The 17,938-nt window shown below is 71.0% G+C and carries 17 protein-coding genes and 1 other RNA gene; 7 read left to right on the top strand and 11 right to left on the bottom strand.

Annotated elements, in window-relative coordinates; all coding sequences use genetic code 11:
- Positions 1 to 160 precede the first annotated feature (160 nt).
- Both ACH4LD_RS00300 and ACH4LD_RS00295 read left to right on the top strand, forming a co-directional pair.
- The gene (locus ACH4LD_RS00300) at positions 161 to 1,534 is read left to right on the top strand and encodes a nitrate/nitrite transporter (protein ID WP_398053017.1); all 1,374 of its coding nucleotides are present in this window, start codon (positions 161 to 163) and stop codon (positions 1,532 to 1,534) included.
- Between the two features lie 86 nt (positions 1,535 to 1,620).
- Positions 1,621 to 2,772 carry a uroporphyrinogen-III synthase gene (locus ACH4LD_RS00295; protein ID WP_398053016.1) on the top strand — a complete coding sequence of 384 codons (1,152 nt, stop codon included), beginning with the start codon at positions 1,621 to 1,623 and terminating at the stop codon, positions 2,770 to 2,772.
- A 13-nt stretch (positions 2,773 to 2,785) separates the two neighbouring features.
- Here ACH4LD_RS00295 and ACH4LD_RS00290 read toward each other — a convergent pair whose 3' ends face one another.
- Positions 2,786 to 3,250 (bottom strand): ATP-binding protein, encoded by a 465-nt coding sequence (locus tag ACH4LD_RS00290; protein ID WP_398053015.1) that lies wholly within the window; start codon positions 3,248 to 3,250, stop codon positions 2,786 to 2,788.
- A gap of 224 nt (positions 3,251 to 3,474) precedes the next feature.
- Here ACH4LD_RS00290 and ACH4LD_RS00285 point away from each other — a divergent pair, with 224 nt between their 5' ends.
- The 3 genes from ACH4LD_RS00285 to ACH4LD_RS00275 are packed head-to-tail and all read left to right on the top strand — an operon-like array spanning position 3,475 to position 4,909.
- On the top strand, positions 3,475 to 4,326 hold the full coding sequence (locus ACH4LD_RS00285; protein ID WP_398053014.1) for a DUF5753 domain-containing protein: 852 nt from the start codon (positions 3,475 to 3,477) through the stop codon (positions 4,324 to 4,326).
- Between the two features lie 11 nt (positions 4,327 to 4,337).
- Entirely contained in the window at positions 4,338 to 4,541 is a 204-nt protein-coding gene (locus ACH4LD_RS00280) for a DUF397 domain-containing protein (protein WP_398053013.1), read from the top strand.
- Positions 4,542 to 4,573: 32 nt separating this feature from the next.
- Positions 4,574 to 4,909: a hypothetical protein gene (locus ACH4LD_RS00275; protein WP_398053012.1), complete on the top strand. Its 336-nt coding sequence runs from the start codon at positions 4,574 to 4,576 to the stop codon at positions 4,907 to 4,909.
- A 12-nt stretch (positions 4,910 to 4,921) separates the two neighbouring features.
- Here the strand turns inward: ACH4LD_RS00275 and ACH4LD_RS00270 are convergent, their stop codons facing one another.
- The 3 genes from ACH4LD_RS00270 to ACH4LD_RS00260 form a co-directional block, all read right to left on the bottom strand.
- Positions 4,922 to 7,072: a bifunctional polysaccharide deacetylase/glycosyltransferase family 2 protein gene (locus ACH4LD_RS00270; RefSeq protein ID WP_398053011.1), complete on the bottom strand. Its 2,151-nt coding sequence runs from the start codon at positions 7,070 to 7,072 to the stop codon at positions 4,922 to 4,924.
- Positions 7,073 to 7,094: 22 nt separating this feature from the next.
- A complete protein-coding gene (locus ACH4LD_RS00265) occupies positions 7,095 to 7,868 on the bottom strand; it encodes a hypothetical protein (RefSeq protein WP_398053010.1) in 774 nt (257 codons plus the stop codon).
- Positions 7,869 to 8,515: 647 nt separating this feature from the next.
- On the bottom strand, positions 8,516 to 9,493 hold the full coding sequence (locus ACH4LD_RS00260; protein WP_398053009.1) for a LysR family transcriptional regulator: 978 nt from the start codon (positions 9,491 to 9,493) through the stop codon (positions 8,516 to 8,518).
- A gap of 84 nt (positions 9,494 to 9,577) precedes the next feature.
- Between ACH4LD_RS00260 and ACH4LD_RS00255 the strand changes: the two genes are divergently transcribed.
- On the top strand, positions 9,578 to 10,924 hold the full coding sequence (locus tag ACH4LD_RS00255; RefSeq protein WP_398053008.1) for an MFS transporter: 1,347 nt from the start codon (positions 9,578 to 9,580) through the stop codon (positions 10,922 to 10,924).
- A gap of 65 nt (positions 10,925 to 10,989) precedes the next feature.
- On the opposite strand, the gene ssrA is transcribed toward ACH4LD_RS00255, so the two are convergent.
- The 5 genes from ssrA to ftsE all read right to left on the bottom strand — a co-directional run bounded on the left by ssrA (position 10,990) and on the right by ftsE (position 15,011).
- Positions 10,990 to 11,359, bottom strand: a transfer-messenger RNA (tmRNA) gene (gene ssrA, locus ACH4LD_RS00250).
- 135 nt (positions 11,360 to 11,494) lie between these two features.
- Positions 11,495 to 12,037 carry an SsrA-binding protein SmpB gene (gene smpB, locus ACH4LD_RS00245; RefSeq protein ID WP_103810087.1) on the bottom strand — a complete coding sequence of 181 codons (543 nt, stop codon included), beginning with the start codon at positions 12,035 to 12,037 and terminating at the stop codon, positions 11,495 to 11,497.
- 68 nt (positions 12,038 to 12,105) lie between these two features.
- The gene (locus tag ACH4LD_RS00240; RefSeq protein ID WP_398053007.1) at positions 12,106 to 13,293 is read right to left on the bottom strand and encodes a S41 family peptidase; all 1,188 of its coding nucleotides are present in this window, start codon (positions 13,291 to 13,293) and stop codon (positions 12,106 to 12,108) included.
- A 68-nt stretch (positions 13,294 to 13,361) separates the two neighbouring features.
- Complete coding sequence (gene ftsX, locus ACH4LD_RS00235) at positions 13,362 to 14,279, bottom strand: permease-like cell division protein FtsX (protein WP_103810085.1); 918 nt, start codon at positions 14,277 to 14,279, stop codon at positions 13,362 to 13,364.
- Positions 14,280 to 14,321: 42 nt separating this feature from the next.
- Positions 14,322 to 15,011 (bottom strand): cell division ATP-binding protein FtsE, encoded by a 690-nt coding sequence (ftsE, locus tag ACH4LD_RS00230; RefSeq protein WP_030610589.1) that lies wholly within the window; start codon positions 15,009 to 15,011, stop codon positions 14,322 to 14,324.
- A gap of 262 nt (positions 15,012 to 15,273) precedes the next feature.
- Here ftsE and ACH4LD_RS00225 point away from each other — a divergent pair, with 262 nt between their 5' ends.
- Positions 15,274 to 15,474 (top strand): hypothetical protein, encoded by a 201-nt coding sequence (locus ACH4LD_RS00225; protein WP_398053006.1) that lies wholly within the window; start codon positions 15,274 to 15,276, stop codon positions 15,472 to 15,474.
- Between the two features lie 76 nt (positions 15,475 to 15,550).
- On the opposite strand, the gene ACH4LD_RS00220 is transcribed toward ACH4LD_RS00225, so the two are convergent.
- A complete protein-coding gene (locus tag ACH4LD_RS00220) occupies positions 15,551 to 16,486 on the bottom strand; it encodes a hypothetical protein (RefSeq protein ID WP_398053005.1) in 936 nt (311 codons plus the stop codon).
- 294 nt (positions 16,487 to 16,780) lie between these two features.
- Positions 16,781 to 17,887, bottom strand: a complete 1,107-nt coding sequence (prfB, locus tag ACH4LD_RS00215; protein WP_132785983.1) for a peptide chain release factor 2 — start codon at positions 17,885 to 17,887, stop codon at positions 16,781 to 16,783.
- Between the last annotated feature and the right edge of the window lie 51 nt (positions 17,888 to 17,938).

Genomic DNA, 17,938 nt, shown 5'->3' with positions numbered 1-17,938 from the left:
TCCGGGGACCGGCGTCCCGCCTCACCGGCCCTTCCCCGGCCGAGTGAGAGCAACGTTCCCTTCCGGTCACCCACAGCCACAGGCCGGAAACGCGTCCTCCCTACCTTCGGGCTGAGTCAGTGGTCGGCAGACCGAGCAGCCGGAGCACCGTGGAGGCGTGATGACAGGCCCAGCCCCAACCCGTCGCAGTGGCCACTGGATCGAGCGCTGGGATCCGGAGGACGAGGTGTTCTGGCAGGCGACCGGGGAGCGGATCGCCCGCCGGAACCTCTGGTTCTCCGTCCTCTCCGAGCACATCGGCTTCTCCGTCTGGACCCTGTGGTCGGTCCTGGTCCTCTTCATGGGCCCGGAGTACGGCCTCACACCCGCCGACAAGTTCCTGCTGACGTCGGTGGTCACGCTGGTCGGCGCGGTGGTCCGGGTGCCGTACACCTTCGCCGTGGCCGTCTTCGGCGGCCGCAATTGGACGATCATCTCGGCGAGCCTGCTGCTGATCCCGACCGTCGCCGCGTTCGTGGTGATGGAGCCGGGGACGTCGTACTCCACGTTCCTCCTGGTGGGCCTGCTGGCCGGCATCGGCGGCGGCAACTTCGCCTCCTCCATGACCAACATCAACGCCTTCTTCCCGCTCAGGAAGAAGGGCTGGGCGCTCGGCCTCAACGCGGGCGGCGGCAACATCGGCGTCCCCGTCATCCAGCTCGCCGCCCTCGCCATCATCGGCGCGAGCGGCGGCCCGCGCGTGCTGCTGGGGATCTACATCCCGCTGATCGTCGTGGCCGCCGCACTCGCCGCGCTGTTCATGGACAACCTGTCCTCGGTGAAGAACGACACCGGAGCGGCCAAGGACGCCGCCCGGGACGCCCACACCTGGATCATGTCCCTGCTCTACATCGGCACCTTCGGCTCCTTCATCGGCTACAGCTTCGCCTTCGGCCAGGTGCTGACGAACGGGTTCGGCCGGACGCCGCTCCAGGCCGCGTACCTCACCTTCATCGGGCCGCTGCTCGGCTCCCTGATCCGCCCCCTCGGCGGCTGGCTCGCCGACCGCTACGGCGGCGCCCGCATCACCCTGTGGAACTACGTCGGCATGGCCACCGCCACCGCCGTGCTCATCGTGGCCAGCATGCAGAAGTCGCTGCCGCTGTTCGTGTCGGTCTTCGTCGTCCTGTTCGTGCTCAGCGGACTCGGCAACGGCTCGACGTTCAAGATGATCCCCGGCATCTTCCAGGCCAAGGCGCTGGCCAAGGGCCTGGAGGGCGAGGCGGCGGTCGCCCACGGCCGGCGGCTGTCCGGCGCGTCCATGGGCCTGATCGGCGCGGTCGGCGCGCTCGGCGGCGTCGGCATCAACCTGGCCTTCCGCCAGTCCTTCCTCTCCTACGGCTCCGGGACGGGCGCGTTCGTCGCCTTCCTCGTCTACTACGGCGTCTGTTTCGCGGTCACCTGGGCCGTATACCTTCGTCGTACGGCGGCGCGGGTTCCGGCCGCGACTGCCGCGTCGGAGGCGAAGGCCCAGCTCAGCTATGCCGAGGTGTGACGTAACACCGGCGACATCGGGCCGAACCGAGCCTGTCACGCATCGTTGACAGGCTCGATCGGCGTGCCGGTCAGCTAGGAGAGCCCATGTACGACGAAGAGCAGCACCCCGAGCACGGCCCCCTCGCCGGGTTCACCGTGGGCGTCACCGCCGCGCGCCGGGCCGAGGAGCTGGGCGCCCTGCTCCAGCGGCGCGGCGCCACCGTTCTGCACGCCCCCGCCCTGCGGATCGTGCCGCTCGCGGACGACGGCGAACTGCTCGCCGCCACGAAGGAGATCATCGACCAGGTGCCGGACGTCGTGGTCGCCACCACGGCGATCGGCTTCCGGGGCTGGGTCGAGGCCGCCGACGGCTGGGGCCTCGGCGAACAGCTGCTGGGCCGGCTGCGCGGGGTCCGCCTGCTGGCCCGCGGCCCCAAGGTGAAGGGCGCGATCCGCGCGGCGGGCCTCACCGAGGAATGGTCACCCTCCTCCGAATCCCTGGCCGAGGTCCTGGACCGCCTCCTGGAGGAGGGCGTCGACGGCGACCGCGTCGCCGTGCAGCTCCACGGCGAGCCGCTCCCCGGCTTCGTGGAGTCGCTGCGCGCCGCCGGGGCGGAAGTGGTGCCCGTCCCGGTCTACCGCTGGATGCCCCCCGAGGACATCGGCCCGCTCGACCGGCTCCTGGACGCGGCCGTCACCCGCGGCGTGGACGCCCTCACCTTCACCAGCGCCCCCGCGGCGGCCTCCCTCCTGTCCCGTGCGGAGGACCGCGGCCTGCTGGAGGACCTGCTGGCCGCCCTGGCCCACGACGTCCTCCCGGCCTGCGTGGGCCCGGTCACCGCGATCCCGCTCCAGGCCCGCGGGGTGGACACCGTCCAGCCGGAACGCTTCCGCCTCGGCCCGCTGGTCCAGCTCCTCTGCCAGGAGCTCCCGGCCCGCGCCCGGTCCCTGCCCATCGCCGGGCACCGGGTGGAGATCCGCGGCCACGCGGTCCTGGTCGACGGCGACCTCAAGCCGGTCCCCCCGGCCGGCATGTCCCTGCTGCGCGCCCTGGCCCGCCGCCCCGGCTGGGTCGTCCCCCGCGCCGAACTCCTGCGCGCCCTCCCCGGCGCGGGCCGCGACGAACACGCCGTCGAGACGGCGATGGCCCGCCTCCGCACGGCCCTCGGCGCCCCGAAGCTGATCCAGACGGTGGTGAAACGGGGCTACCGCCTGGCCCTGGACCCGGCGGCGGACGCGAAGTACGCGGACGCGTGAGGGGCGGCGCCGCTCAGCCGGCACCAGCGGCTCCCTGACCGCCCACCTCGAACCACAGCAGCTTCCCGGCGCCCCGGTCCAGCGGGCTGTCCGCCAGGGACAGGCCGCCCCAGGAGTCGGCGTACTCCTGCACGAGGTGCAGCCCGCGCCCCTCTTCGGCGTCCACCGGAGCCGCCGGTACGCGGTCCCAGGGCGGATCCCCGAAGGGTGCCGGGACGCGCGGGTGACTGTCCCAGACGCCGACCCGCAGCCGGCCGTCCGCGAGCGCGGTGAGCCGGAGGGAGGCGGGGCCGGTGGTGTGCCGGTAGGCGTTGCCGACCAGCTCGGACGTCAGCAGTTCGACCGCGTCGAGGACTTCGTGTCTGCCGTGCCCGTTCAGCACGGCCCGTACGGTCACACGTGCGACGCGTGCCGCGCGGGGATCATGCGGCAGCCGAAGGGCGTACACCCAGGTGTCGGGCAGGGATACGGTGCCCATGAAAACCTCCGGTGAGAGAAGGGAACGGGCTCGCTCAACTGGTCGCGCCGGGCGGTGGCTCTGCCTTGGTCGGGTGCGCTTCCGGCTTATGGGCGCGGGGAGTTGAGCAACGCAGCATCACCATAGAGTGCGGGGATGTCATAATTGACATCGATTGAAGGGAACGGTTGATAGTTCCCTCCTGTGGGTGACTCACGGCGTACACGACGACGGAAGAGGACTCAGTGCCGCCCAGCACCACCCCCACCTTGCGTCAGCAGCGCCTCGGCGCCGAACTGCGCAAGCTCAGGGAGCACTCGGGCCTGACGACTACGGCCGCCGCGGCACTGCTCGGCCTCAAGCAGGCGCAGATCAGCAACATCGAGTCAGGCCGTTACGCCGTCAGCGCCGACCGGGTACGCACCTTCGCGCGCACCTACAGCTGTGCGGACACCGCCCTGGTGGAGGCCCTCGCGGCGATGACCGGCGGACGCACGCGCGGCTGGTGGGACGAGTACCGGGATCACCTGCCCGCCAGCCTGATCGACCTGGCCGAACTGGAGCACCACGCCGCTAAGCTGCGGGTGGCTCTCGTCATCCACATCCCCGCCTTGCTTCAGACCACCGACCACGCCCGGGCGTTGTTCCGCACGGTCTTCCCGCCGCTCCAGCAGTACGAGATCGAGCACCGCCTCTCCCACCGCATCAAGCGGCAGAACATCCTCCACCGGGAGAGTCCCACCCCGTACACCGCGACCATTCATGAGGCCGCACTCAGAATGGGGTTCGGCGGCCGGGACGTGGCCGCCGCTCAGCTCAGACACCTGCTGAGCATGAGCGAACGTCCTGACGTCACCGTCCGGATCATCCCCTTCGGCAGAGCGAGCTTCCACGGCACCGGCCAGGGAATCGACTACGTCGCCGGAGCGGTCCCCCAGCTCGACACGGTGCAGCTGGACACCCACCATGGCTGCGAGTTTCTCGACGGAGAGGCGCAGTTGAACAAGTACCGCGCGGTGGTGGACCACATGGAGGCGAGCGCCCTCCGACCCGAAGCGTCCCGCGACGTCATCCACCGCATCGCACAGGAACTCTGAGGAACCCCACCATGCCCGAACTGACCTGGCAGAAGTCCACCTACAGCGGCGACGCCTCCAACTGTCTGGAGATAGCCGCCACCCCCACCACCATCCACATCCGCGACTCCAAGACCCCCACCGCCGGCCACCTCACCCTCGCCCACTCCGCCTGGGCGGACTTCCTTCCCCACCTCCGGGCGGGCCAAGGCTCTGGAACTGCTCAAGTGGTTTGATGACGGCGGCCCGTGGTGTTCACCCTGGTCGTATGAAGGGACTCGCGGGATTCGGCAAGAAGCAAGACCTCGTGCTGGTCATCCGGGACTCGGACCTGGTCGCGGCGGCGCTGCGGGACGCGTTGGACGGGGCCCCGGAAGGGGAGCGGGCGGGGCTGGAGCGGGCCGTCGCGCTCGTCGGGGCCACCGCCGGCGCCAGCGAGGCACGACTCCGTGCCGACTGGGTCCGCGCCCGGCTGGCCGACGTCGGCTTCACCGGGGACATCGCCTCCGTCGCCGCCGTCAAGGCACTGCGTCAGGCCGAACCGGGTCTGAGCCTGCTGGCGGCGGTGCAGTTGCAGAAGGACGCCGTGACCCACCAGGACTAGGGAGCCGCGGCTTCAGCCGACCGGTGTCGCCTCCGGGACCGGCGGACGCTCGGCCGGTGGTGCCGCCACCCCGCCCGTGCGGCGGAGCTTCTGCCAGCGCAGTCGGCCGCCGGTGAGGGCGGTGATCCAGGACTGGAGCAGGACGACGTACATCAGCTGGCGGTAGAGCAACTGCTGGAGGGGGAGGGAGAGCAGCGGGGTGAGGCGCTCGCGGTCCAGGTGGAAGGCGTACCCCGCGCACAGCGCCTGGACGGCCAGGACCGCGCACCAGGCCAGAACCGTCTTGGCCGTCGGGCCGAAGACCAGCCCGTAGACCAGGAAGAGATCGATGAGGGGGGCCAGGAGCGGGGCCACGACCATGAAGAGCGAGACGAGGGGCAGGCCCACACGGCCGAAACGGCCCGACGGCCCCCGGTCGAACACCGCGCGGCGGTGCTTCCAGATGGCCTGCATGGTGCCGTACGACCAGCGGTAGCGCTGGGACCACAGCTGCTGGACCGACTCGGGCGCCTCCGTCCAGGCGCGGGCCTTCTCGGCGTACACCACGCGCCAGCCGTCGCGGTGCAGGGCCATCGTGACGTCGGTGTCCTCGGCGAGCGTGTCGTCGCTCATGCCGCCCACCCGTCGCAGGGCCGAGCGGCGGAACGCCCCGACGGCACCCGGGATCGTCGGCATGCAGCGCAGGATGTCGTACATGCGGCGGTCCAGGTTGAAGCCCATCACGTACTCGATGTGCTGCCAGGCGCCGATGAGCCGGTTCTTGTTGCCGACCTTGGCGTTGCCGGCGACGGCGCCGACACGCGGGTCGGCGAAGGGCTGGACGAGTTCGCGGACGGTCGCCGGCTCGAAGACGGTGTCCCCGTCCATCATCACGACCAGCTCGTGACGGGCGTTCGCCAGACCCCGGTTGAGCGCGGCCGGCTTGCCCGCGTTGGCCTGGCGGATCACCCGTACGTCCGGCAGGTCCAGCGCCTGGACTATGTCGGCCGTGCCGTCCGCCGAGCCGTCGTCGATGACCAGCACTTCGATGGGGTGCTCGCTGCGCATGAGCGAACGGACCGTGTTCTCGATGCACTTGGCCTCGTTGTACGCGGGCACCAGCACCGACACCGGCTCGGTCACCGGCTCCTCGCCCCAGCGGAAGCCGGGGCGCCGGGTGCGGCGGGCGTGCGCGCCGGACAGCAGCAGCATCAGGCCGAAGCGGGCGAAGACGAGGCAGCCGACGACGGCGAGACCGGCGACGAGCACCGTGGTGATGTTGTCGGACGCCTTCACCAGGAAGATCCAGGCCCTCCCCTTCCACAGGTCGAGCCCGGTGACCCGGGTGTCGGCGCTCGGCGCCCGCAGGGCCGCGGTGAGGGTCTGGAAGGTGTAGCCCTGCTGCTGGAGCCGGGGCAGGAGCTGGTCGAGCGCCTGGACGGTCTGGTGCCGGTCGCCGCCCGAGTCGTGCATGAGGACGACCGCGCCCCGGCCGCCGTGGGGCGTGGCGTTGCGGATGATCCGCTCGACTCCCGGCTTGCGCCAGTCCTCGCTGTCGGTGTCGTCCACGACCGTGAGGTAGCCCCGGCTGCCGATGTACCGCGTCACCGGCCAGGACCGGTTGTCGATCGCGTTGGCGGAGGAGGAGTACGGCGGCCGGAACAGCGAGCTGCGGATACCGGCCGCCCCGGCGAGCGCGAGCTGGTTCTGCGACAGCTCCCAGTCGATGCGCTTCGTGGAGTGGTACGACAGGTCCGGGTGGCCGAAGGTGTGCAGGCCGACCTCGTGGCCCTCGGCGACCATGCGCCTCACCAGCTCGGGGTGGCGGGAGGTCATGGTGCCGGTGACGAAGAAGACGGCGTGCGCGTGGTGCTTCTTCAGCACGTCGAGCACCTTCGGGGTCCAGGTCGGGTCGGGGCCGTCGTCGAAGGTGAGGACGATGCGGTGGTCGGGTATGCGCAGGCTGTCGCTGCGGCCGTCGCGCGTGTCGATGACCGGACCGCCGTCCAGGATGCGCCGCGGAACCCTGTCGTTCGCCGCCGAAGGCCGGATGCGGTGATCGGCGAGGATCTCGTTGTGCACGTAGCCGCGCAGCATGAGCATCGCCAGGGTCGCCACCAGGACCAGGAGCGGGAGCAGGTAGCGCAGCGGCAGCCGGGTACGGCGGCGGGGGTGTGAGGCCATCTGGGGGTGTTCCACCTGGTCGTCAGAGGGAGAGCCTGGGGTGCGGGCGCCGGGTGTGACCGGGCGGGGTGTGGGTACGGCCCGGCGGGGTCGCCGTGGGTGCCGGAGCGGTGGCGGTGCCGGTGGCGGACGGTGCCGGGGACACGTCGGTGGCCGGTGCCGACGGGGTCGGGGAGCCGGTGGTGCCGGCGTCGGCGGCGGGCGCGGAGGCGGTGCCGTCCTCCGGCTCGGCGGACGCGGAGGCGTCGGCACCGGCGGGCGCTCCGCCGGCCGGTACGGCCGTGCCGCCCGCCTCGGCGCCGACGACCGGTGCGGTCACCGTGCCGGCTCCCGGCGGGGTCGTGGTCGGGGTCGCGGAGACGCTGGGCAGCGGCGAGGTGTCCACCTTGCCGGCCGGCTTGTCCTCGTGCTGTCCCGGCACCGGCAGCCAGGGGGCGGCGGAGTTGCCGGACAGCAGGGTGGCGACGATGACGGCGGCGTAACCGGCACAGGCGACGGCCACGGCCACGCCGAGCCGGCGGAAACGGCGGCTACGACGGCCCGACTCGTCCACGAAGACCGGCCCGTCCGAGCCACGGGGTTCCCGTACGGCCGACTCCCCACCCGCGGCACCGAGTCGTACGTCGCCCAGCTCGATGGTCGCGTCCTGCGGGGTGGAAGCCGGGGCAGGAGTGGGGCTGGGGGCGGAGGAGGGTGCCGGGGCTTCTGCGGGGTCGGCGGAGGTCTGGGAGAGCTCCTGCGCGGAGGGGTCGGCGGAGGTCCGGGAGAGCTCCTGCGCGGCGGGGTGAGCGGGCACGCCGGGCTTGTCGGCGTCGGCGAAATCGGCAGACGCGGCGCGCTTGCCGGCTTCGGCGGAATCGGCAGACGCGGCGCGGCCGTCGGGTTCGGCAGAGACGATGGGCGTGCCGGGCTCGATGGGTCCCCCGGGCTCGGCCGACTCAGCAGGCGGCTCCGACTCAGCACGCGGCTCCGATTCGGCAGACCGCTCCGATTCGGCGGGCCCCTCTGACCCGGCCGACTCGGCTACGGCCTCAACAGCCTCGGAGGCCCCACCAGTCTCAATGGCACCCGAATCATCAACGGCACCCGAGTCATCAACGGCACTCGCGTCACCACCGGTACCGACACCAGACTCCGCACCCTGCGCAGCCACCGCGTCCGATTTCATCCGCTCGTCGCCCCCGCCCACCGGCTCACCACGTCCCTCGGACGCCATCTCTCGCCCCTTGGGTTGGGCGTCTTCAGGACACATTTTCACGCGCGTTCATCCCCCCCACGGGACAGTCACGGGCGCGCTCTCGATCCCGGGCACCCCTCGACCGGACCAGACCCCCACCCGGCCCGAGCGCCCCACTACCACCCTGTGCCCGGGCCAAGAATGTAACGCACGCGGAGGAGTGCCACGCGCCGGGCCGGGTAGGAGCGGACACCCGCCCCCACAGGTCACACGCTGTTCATCACGTCCTCATCCATGGCCGGAATCCAACCGTCGGCGGGCCGCCGCAGCCACCCCTCCACCCGTGCGATCTCGGCCACCGCCTTCCGCAGTGCGGTCAATCCGGGATGTACCAGTCCCTTCCGCCAGACCAGGGAGACGGGCGACAGCGGGACGGGTTCGACGAGGGGCCGTCGTACCGTGCCGGGCAGGGGTGGAAAGTCCACGACGGCCAGCACCGGATTGCGGGTCTTCGCCATGATGCGGCCGAACTCCTCGTCACCGACGGCCAGCGGGAGCGGCGGGGCGAGCCGGATGGCGCGGTCCCGGAAGAGGCGCAGGGCCAGGTCGGTCCACTCCCGGGTGCGCGGGTTCCCGGCACCGGCGTACACCGTCTCACCGGCCAGCGCGGACATCGGTACCCGCGCCGACGCGGCCAGCGGGTGGTCGTCGGGCAGCACGACGGCCATCGGCTCGTACCGCACCGGCTGCTGCGCCAGGGAGGAGCGGAGCGTCGGGTCCAGACCGGCGAACCGGCCGAAGGAGACGTCCAGGCGGCCGGCGAGCAACTCGGCGGCGGCTCCCGTCAGACCGCTCTCGTAGCGGGCCATCAGCTCGCAGTCGGGGGCGAGTTCGCGGGCCCGGTGCAGTACGCGGCGGCCGGTGGCCAGGCCCGGCGAGTTGAGGTCGACCAGCAGCGGGCGGGCCTGGCCGGTGGCGAACGCGGCGAGCAGGTCGTCCTGGGCGGCGAGGACCCGGCGCGCGTGCGGCAGCAGACGCTCGCCGTCCGGGGTCAGTGTGACCTGCCGGGTGGTCCGTACGAACAGCTCGGCACCCAGCTCCCGTTCCAGCCGCCGTACGTCCCGGCTGAGCGCCTGCTGGGCGACGTACAGCCGGGCCGCCGCCCGGGTGAAGTGCAGTTCCTCGGCGACAGCGACGAAGGCACGCAGCAGGCGGGGGTCCATGTGGGCGGCGGGGGCGGACATGGCGGCGAATTTACAACGTGAGCGCGTGGATCGGGACGCAGAAGGTGTTGGACCCGGTGATCCACTCCGGGCGACCGTTGAGGCATGCCCCATGAGACCGCCCAAGACGCCCAAGACGTTCAAGACGCCCGATACGCTCAAGACAGCCGAACAGACGGTGAGAGAGACCAAGTCGGCGGGTATCGCCGCCTGTTCCGTCTCCCCGGCGCCCGCGCCTTCACCACAGGCAACCTCCTCGCCCGCCTGCCGATGGGCATGTTCAGCGTGAGCGCGGTCGTGATGATCGCCGGTTCCCGTGGCTCGTACGCCCTCGCCGGTGCCGTCACCGCGACGGGGCTCGCGGCGACCGCGCTGGCCGGGCCCTGGCTCGCCCGGCTGGTCGACCGGCACGGGCAGGCCCGGGTCGCGCTGCCGGCCACGGTCGTGTCGGTGCTGGGCAGCCTCGCGTTGCTGCTGTGCGTCCGCTACGACGCCCCGGAATGGACCCTGTTCGCCGCCTACGCCGGCACCGCGGCCACCCCCAACATCGGCGGCCTGTCCCGCGCCCGCTGGGCCCATCTGCTGCGGGACGAGCCGGGCGCGCTGCACTCGGCGAACGCGTTCGAGCAGGCCGCGGACGAACTGTGCTTCATGCTCGGGCCGGTGCTCGCGTCCTTCCTGACCGGCACGTTCTTCCCGGAGGCGGGCACGCTCACCGGGGCGGTGCTGCTGCTCGCCGGCATGCTGCTCTTCCTCGCCCAGCGGGCGACCGAGCCGCCGCCGACGCCCCGTGCGCAGGGACCCTCGCCCCTGCGCAGCCCGGGTGTCCCGCCCCTGCTGGCCTGCTTCACCGCGACCGGCGCGGTGTTCGGCTCCATGGAGGTCGTCACGATCGCCTACGCCGACGCGCAGGGGCACCGCGCGGCGGCCGGTGCCGTGCTCGCGCTCCAGGCGGCGGGCTCGTGCGCGGCGGGGCTGGTGTACGGGGCGCGGAAGCCTGCCGGGGCGCGCTTCTCCTGGTGTCTGGCGGCCATGGCCGGGCTCATGACCCTGCCCTGGCTCGCGGCCGGCACCCGGTCCCTGCCGGCGCTGGCGGGTGCGCTGCTGGTGGCGGGGATGGCGACGGCACCGACCATGGTGACGGCGATGACGCTGGTACAGCGGCGGACCCCGGCCGACCGGCTCAACGAGGGGATGAGTCTGATGGTGACCGGCCTGCTCACCGGTATCGCGTGCGGCTCGGCGACGGGGGGCTGGGCGGCGGAGCACCTCTCCCCCGCCACCGCGTACGCCGCACCGGTGGCCGCCGCCACCCTCGCCCTGGGGCTGGCCGCGCTCACCGGCGCCGGCCGGGTGCGAAGGCGCCCCGAAGGGGCGCGGGGGACTGCGCGACCAGCCACGACGGACCCGCGGCCGGGAGCAGACCCGCACCCCCGGGGTGCCACTCCATGACAAAGGCCCCGCCGCTCGAAAGCGGCGGGGCCTGTGCCCACATGGGGTCGGCCCCCAAGGGGGCCTCGTGGAGATGGCGGGAATCGAACCCGCGTCCAACGGTGCGGAATCAGGGCTTCTCCGTGTGCAGTCCGCTGCGATTTTCTCGGCCCCGGAGATCACGCGGACAAGTCTCCGACGGGCTCAGTCACTGTTTGATTTCCCTCTACACCCCGTGACCGGGCCTAGAGGTTTAGTTCCCTAGCTGATGCCAGGATCCGGGTCGGGAACAGCCCCGGGCTGACACTTCGCAAGTCGCTACTTAGGCAGCGAGGGCGAAGGAATCGCGCTTGGTGTTGGCGATTATTTTTTGCGACATATGGTTTACGAGATCATTGCCGCTTCCTCGACACGCTTCCCCTGCTTCGACAGCCGCTGTCGAAACCGATCATCCCCATGTTGATTTTTCAAACCCCTCCCGGAGGAGGGTTCGCGCACCCTCTGTGGAGTGCACTGCCATCGTACGTGACCAACGCCCGACGATGCCAGCCTATTCCCGTCGGCCCGTCGGCCCGTCGGCCCGTCGGCCGGCTAGTAGCCGCGCTGCCTGCGCTTCGCCGCCGCGATCGCCCGGTCCGCCTCCCGCCGGTCCTGCTGCTCCCGCAACGTCTGCCGCTTGTCGTACTCCTTCTTGCCCCGCGCGAGAGCGATCTCGGCCTTCGCCCGGCCGTCCTTGAAGTAGATGGCGAGGGGCACGATGGTGTGTCCCGTCTCCTGGGACTTCGACTCCAGCTTGTCGATCTCCTCGCGGTGCAGGAGCAGCTTGCGCTTGCGGCGCGCGGAGTGGTTGGTCCAGCTGCCCTGGTGATACTCGGGGATGTGGGCGTTGTGCAGCCACGCCTCCCCCCGGTCGATCTGGACGAAGCCGTCGGTCAGCGAGGTCCGTCCCTCGCGCAGCGACTTGACCTCCGTGCCCATGAGCACGAGCCCGGCCTCGTAGGTGTCGATGATCGCGTAGTCGTGCCGGGCCTTCTTGTTCTGGGCGACGATCTTGCGCTTGCCGCCCTTCTCGCCGTCCCTGGCCTTGGCGGCCCCGCCGCCCTGCTTGGGCTGGGACTCCTTCGGTACGTACATTCCCTTGCTCATAGTGCCCACCATTTTCGCACCACACAGGGGGTGTGCGTACAGCCGATTACGCGTGGCTACGACGGGTCGCCCAGCCCGGTGAGGACCCTCTCCGCCCGTGGCAGGGCCTGCTCCGGCCCCGCCTCCAGGTCGGGGGTGATGCCCCGGCCGTCCACCGCGCGGCCGGAGGGGGTGCGGTAGTGGCCGACGGTCAGCTCGGCCACCGAGCCGTCGGGCAGCTCGGTCGGCATCTGGATCGAGCCCTTGCCGAAGGTGCGCGAGCCGATCACCACCGCGCGGCCCCGGTCCTGGAGGGCACCCGTGAGCAGCTCGGCCGCGCTCATGGTGCCGCCGTCGACGAGGACGACCAGGGGACGGGCGGTGTCGCCGCCGGAGGCGGCGTGCAGGGCGCGCTGGGCGCCGTCGACGTCGTAGGTGGCGACCAGTCCGCCGTCCAGGAAGGCGGAGGCGGTGTCCACGGCCTCGGTGACCAGGCCGCCGGAGTTGCCCCGCAGGTCCAGGACGGTCCGGCCGTCGGCCGGGGCGGCGCGCAGCGCCTCGCGGACCGCGCCGGCGGAGCCCTTGGTGAACGCGGCGATCTTGAGCACAGTGACGCCGTCGGGCAGCCGGCGCACGGTCACGGAGTCGGTGGACAGCCGGGCCCGGTGCAGGGTCTCGGTCCACGCGCGCGGGCCGCGCTCCAGGCCGAGGGCGACCGTCGTACCGGCCGGGGCGTCATCGCCGTCCCCGCGCAGCGCGTCGCCGCGGAGCAGAGCGACCACCTCGGTGACCGGCCGCCCGTCGACCTTCGTACCGTCAACGCTGCGCAACCGGTCGCCGACCCGGATCCCGGCGTCGGCGGCGGGCGAGCCGGGCTGCACCCGGGTCACCTCGATCCCGCCGTCCGCCTCCTGCCGCGCCCACAGGCCGACACCCGTGTACCGGCCGTCGAGCGCGTCCTGGAACTCCTCGTACTCGCCCTCGGAGTAGACCGCGGCCCAGCGGTCCCCGCTGCGGCTGACCGCCCTCTCCGCCGCCTCCATCGGGGACTTGCCGTCGGCCATCGCCTCCGCGGCGGCCCTTTCGACGGCCTCGTGCCGGGCGGCCGGGCCCGCCGGGCCGGCGGCGGCCTTCCGTGCGGGAACGTCGGGTTCCGGGAAGGAACCGGTGGCGGCACCGGCGATGAGCACTCCGGCGAAGACCAATGTCAGGGTGGCCCCGCGGCGGACGCGGCGGGGCTGACAGAACGGGTCACGGCCTGACATGGCGGCGAGTCTAGGGCAACGCGAAGGGGCCGCACGGCCCGATGACCGTACGACCCCGTTGGCATGCGTCACACCTTCAGATACTTGCGCAACGCGAAGAACGCGGCGAGCGACGGCATCAGGACACTGGTGGCGAGGATCAGCGGCAGCTTGGTCAACACCGCGTCCCAGCCGACGAAGTTGATGAGCGTGAGCTTGTGGGACAGCTCCATGCCGTGGTCGATGGTGAAGTACCGGCCGACGACGAGCGCCACGCAGGCGAGGCCGCCGCCGATGAGACCGGCGACCGCGGCCTCCGCGATGAACGGCGCCTGGATGTAGAAGCCCGAGGCGCCGACCAGACGCATGATCCCGGTTTCCCGCCGTCGGCTGAACGCCGAGACGCGCACGGTGTTGACGATCAGCAGGAGCGCGACGATCAGCATCATCGCCATCACGCCGAGCGCGCCCCGGTTCATCAGGTTCAGCAACTGGAAGAGGTTGTCGAGGATGCCCTTCTGGTCCTGCACCGACTGCACGCCGTCCCGGCCGTTGAACGCGGACGCGATCACCTGGTACTTCTGCGGGTCCTTGAGCTTGATCCGGTACGACTCCTGCATCTGGTCCGGCGTCAGCGAGCCGGCCAGCGGGGAGTTGCCGAACTGCTCCTTGTAGTGCTTGTACGCCTCGTCCTGCGACTCGTAGGTCACCTTCTCGACGACCGGCATCTTGTCCAGGTCCGCGAGGATCTGCTTCTTCTGGTCCTCGGTGACCGCGCCCTTGGCGCAGTGGACGTCGTTCTCGGCGTCGTGCTTGTTGCACAGGAAGATCGAGACGTTGACCTTGTCGTACCAGTAGCCCTTCATGGTGCTCACCTGGTCGCTCATCAGCAGCGAACCGCCGAACAGGGCCAGGGAGAGGGCGACGGAGACGATGACGGCGAAGGTCATCGTCAGATTGCGGCGGAGACCGACACCGATCTCCGACAGGACGAACTGGGCGCGCATGGCGGGTTCTTCAGGCCTTTCCGGAACTGGGTGCTGGTGCGGTCAGTGCTGGTAGCCGTAGACGCCGCGGGCCTGGTCGCGGACGAGGCGGCCCTTCTCCAGCTCGATGACGCGCTTGCGCATCTGGTCCACGATGTTCTGGTCGTGCGTCGCCATGATGACGGTGGTGCCCGTCCGGTTGATGCGGTCGAGCAGCTTCATGATGCCGACGGAGGTCTGCGGGTCGAGGTTGCCGGTGGGCTCGTCGGCGATGAGCAGCTTCGGCCGGTTGACGAACGCGCGCGCGATGGCGACGCGCTGCTGCTCACCACCGGACAGCTCGCCGGGCCTGCGGTCCTCCTTGCCGCCGAGCCCGACGAGATCGAGCACCTGCGGCACGGACTTGCGGATCTCGCCGCGGGACTTGCCGATGACCTCCTGGGCGAAGGCCACGTTCTCCGCGACCGTCTTGTTCGGCAGCAGCCGGAAGTCCTGGAAGACGGTGCCCAGCTGGCGGCGCATCTGCGGCACCTTCCAGTTGGACAGCCGCGCGAGGTCCTTGCCCAGCACGTGCACCTGACCGTGGCTGCACCGCTCCTCGCGGAGGATGAGCCGCAGGAAGGTGGACTTTCCGGAGCCGGAGGACCCCACGAGGAAGACGAACTCGCCCTTCTCCACCTCCAGGGAGACATCCCTGAGTGCGGGGCGGGTCTGCTTGGGGTAGACCTTGGAGACGTTGTCGAATCGGATCACGGATGCACCACGGGTCGCCGGGGGTAGATGAGCGTGACCATACGCGAACCGGGTGTGCAAGTGCAGTCGCGGGTTGAGGTTGGGCAAGACTTGTACGTTTTTGTACCGGCCGCTTCCCACACCCCCTTCCCGGAGGCCCCGCGCACGCGTCGCGGGAACCTGGCACAGTGGAAGGGAGACGAAGGACGACGGGAACGCGGGGGAACGTTCTCGTCCCCGTGAGCGTTGTGCATGTGATGGCCGGTGCAAGGAGGGCGAGCGCATGACGTACGACCGGTTGGTGTGCGCGAACTGCGCGTCGCCCGTGAGCGAGGGCCGGTGCCCGGTGTGCCGTGCCAACCGCGAGCGACTGCAGCAGGAGGGCTTCTTCGGAGGCCTGAGCGGTGTGAATCCGATGGCGCTGATCGCGCTGCTGGCGGTGCTGATCGCCGCGGTGGCACTGCTGGCGCACCAGACCGTCTGACCGAAGCGTCACGAAGGGCCCGGAGCCGAGGCTCCGGGCCCTCGCGCGTGTGCCGTGCGTGACCTGGCGGTTACGGTCAGGCGGCAGCGCCGCGGCCACTCACCAGGCGCGGCAGGATACGGAAGCCGATGCCGCCGGCGATCATCGTCGCGGCGCCGACGAGCAGGAACGCGGTCTGGCCGGCACCGGTCTCGGCGAGCTGCTTGTCGCCGCCCTGCGCCGAGGTGTCGGAGCCGGTGTCGGTCAGCGCCGAGGAGCCCTCGTCCTGCGGGACGTTGTTGTTACCGCCGTCGGGGCCGGTGTGGTTGCCGCCGGTGGTCGAACCGCCGGTGCTGCCGGAACCGCCGTCGGTGGAACCGCCGCCCGTGGAACCGCTGGTGCCGCTGTCGCCGCCGTCGGTGGAACCGCTGGTGCCACTGTCGCCACCGGAGGTGCCGTTACCACCGCTGTTGCCGTTGCCACCCGAGTTGCCGTTGCCGCCGTCGGTGCTGTCGCCACCACCGTTGCCGTTGCCACCCGAGTTGCCGTTGCCACCGGAGTTGCCGTTGTCGCCGCCGGTGGAAGCGTCACCGCCGCTGTTGTTGCCGCCGGAGGTGCTGTCGCCACCGCCGATCGAGGCGTCGCCGCCGATGGAAGCGTCACCGCCGATCGAGGCGTCGCCGCCGATGGAAGCATCGCCGCCGATGGAGGCGTCGCCGCCGGAGGTGACGTCACCGCCACTGGCGGCCGAGCCGTCGGTGCCGGCCGAGCCGGTGACGGAGCCACCGTCGGTCCCCAGGGTCGTGCCCTCGGTCACGCCGATGGTGGCGCCCTCGATCGAGCCGCCGTCGGTGGAGCCACCGTCCGTGTTGCCCCCGTCGGCACCCACACCGCTCACGCCGAGGCTGATCGGGCCCGCCTGGACATCGAGGTCCAGGGCGGAAGCCGCGCCGGCGGCCGTCAGCGACGCACCGGCCGCGATCACGGCGCCGGCGGCTATCCGCGCGACCCGGATCCGCGTCTTCTTCGTCATATGGTTGCTACCCCCAGTAGCTGTTCGTCAATGAGGCGGCGCGTGGGGCGTGCCGTGATCGACGGAGGCAGCTGGTGACGAAGTGGCGTCAACTCGATCCCCCGGTTCACATGCGCCCCAAGGTACGCATGCCGCGCCTCACCCTTCCGATTTTTCAAAGCAACGTCAAGGGCGTTGCGGGCGCAATGTCCGGTGGGTCGGCGTTTGCGGAGAGTTGAAGCCTGTGAGTGTGACGTAAAACCCAGACATACGACAACTGCCGCCTCTCGGGCGGCAGTTGTCATGTCGACAAAGTTACTTCTCCTGCTGCTTGCGCCAGCGAATCCCGGCCTCCAGGAACCCGTCGATCTCGCCGTTGAACACGGCCTCCGGGTTACCCACCTCGTACTCGGTGCGCAGGTCCTTGACCATCTGGTACGGGTGCAGCACGTACGAACGCATCTGGTTGCCCCAGGAGTTGCCGCCGTCGCCCTTGAGGGCGTCCATCTTGGCCTGCTCCTCCTGCCGGCGCCGCTCCAGCAGCTTGGCCTGGAGGACGTTCATCGCGGTGGCCTTGTTCTGGATCTGCGACCGCTCGTTCTGGCAGGAGACGACGATGCCGGTGGGCAGGTGCGTGATGCGGACCGCGGAGTCGGTCGTGTTGACGCCCTGGCCGCCGGGGCCGGAGGACCGGTAGACGTCGATGCGCAGCTCGGACTCGTCGATCTCCACGTGGTCGGACTGCTCGACCACGGGCAGCACCTCGACACCGGCGAAGGAGGTCTGCCGGCGCCCCTGGTTGTCGAAGGGCGAGATGCGCACGAGGCGGTGCGTGCCCTGCTCGACCGAGAGGGTGCCGTAGGCGTACGGCGAGTGGACGGCGAAGGTGGTCGACTTGATGCCGGCCTCTTCCGCGTACGACGTCTCGATCAGCTCGGTCTTGTAGCCGTGCTGCTCGGCCCAGCGCAGGTACATGCGCTGGAGCTTCTCGGCGAAGTCGGCGGCATCGACGCCACCGGCCTCCGCGCGGATGTTGACGAGCGCCTCACGGGCGTCGTACTCGCCGGACAGGAGGGTGCGGACCTCCATCTCGTCCAGCGCCTTCTTCACCGCGGTCAGCTCCGACTCGGCCTCGGCGCGGGTGTCCGGGTCGTCCTCCTCCTCGGCCATCTCGAAGAGGACCGCGAGGTCGTCGATGCGGCCGCGCAGCGCCTCCGCCTTCCTGACCTCGGCCTGGAGGTGGGAGAGCTTGCTGGTGATCTTCTGCGCCTCGTCCGGGTTGTCCCACAGGGACGGGGCCGCCGCCTGCTCCTCAAGCACGGCGATATCTGCCCTCAGCCTGTCGAGGTCCAGGACGGCCTCGATCGACTCCATGGTCGAGGAGAGGGACTTCAGCTCTTCGGATACATCGACGACTGCCACGCCATCCAGCGTAACGGCTGTGGCAAGCGACCTGGCCCGCCTGCCCGCCCG

The organism is Streptomyces sp. NPDC017676, assembly GCF_044329325.1.
Classification (GTDB): domain Bacteria; phylum Actinomycetota; class Actinomycetes; order Streptomycetales; family Streptomycetaceae; genus Streptomyces.
The sequence above is the reverse complement of the archived record's forward strand: the minus strand, read 5'-3'. Positions and strand labels throughout refer to the sequence as shown.

Bases quoted from the DNA above. Each gene is read 5' to 3' on its own strand.
- ACH4LD_RS00275 (WP_398053012.1), top strand. From the start codon at position 4,574: ATGAAGGGACTCGCGGGATTCGGCAAGAAGCAAGACCTCGTGCTGGTC.
- ftsX (WP_103810085.1), bottom strand. From the start codon at position 14,279: ATGCGCGCCCAGTTCGTCCTGTCGGAGATCGGTGTCGGTCTCCGCCGC.
- ACH4LD_RS00225 (WP_398053006.1), top strand. From the start codon at position 15,274: ATGACGTACGACCGGTTGGTGTGCGCGAACTGCGCGTCGCCCGTGAGC.
- ACH4LD_RS00260 (WP_398053009.1), bottom strand. From the start codon at position 9,493: ATGTCCGCCCCCGCCGCCCACATGGACCCCCGCCTGCTGCGTGCCTTC.
- ACH4LD_RS00220 (WP_398053005.1), bottom strand. From the start codon at position 16,486: ATGACGAAGAAGACGCGGATCCGGGTCGCGCGGATAGCCGCCGGCGCC.
- ACH4LD_RS00255 (WP_398053008.1), top strand. From the start codon at position 9,578: ATGCCCCATGAGACCGCCCAAGACGCCCAAGACGTTCAAGACGCCCGA.
- smpB (WP_103810087.1), bottom strand. From the start codon at position 12,037: ATGTACGTACCGAAGGAGTCCCAGCCCAAGCAGGGCGGCGGGGCCGCC.
- ACH4LD_RS00280 (WP_398053013.1), top strand. From the start codon at position 4,338: ATGCCCGAACTGACCTGGCAGAAGTCCACCTACAGCGGCGACGCCTCC.
- ACH4LD_RS00270 (WP_398053011.1), bottom strand. From the start codon at position 7,072: ATGGCCTCACACCCCCGCCGCCGTACCCGGCTGCCGCTGCGCTACCTG.
- ACH4LD_RS00295 (WP_398053016.1), top strand. From the start codon at position 1,621: ATGTACGACGAAGAGCAGCACCCCGAGCACGGCCCCCTCGCCGGGTTC.
- ACH4LD_RS00290 (WP_398053015.1), bottom strand. From the start codon at position 3,250: ATGGGCACCGTATCCCTGCCCGACACCTGGGTGTACGCCCTTCGGCTG.
- ACH4LD_RS00240 (WP_398053007.1), bottom strand. From the start codon at position 13,293: ATGTCAGGCCGTGACCCGTTCTGTCAGCCCCGCCGCGTCCGCCGCGGG.
- ACH4LD_RS00300 (WP_398053017.1), top strand. From the start codon at position 161: ATGACAGGCCCAGCCCCAACCCGTCGCAGTGGCCACTGGATCGAGCGC.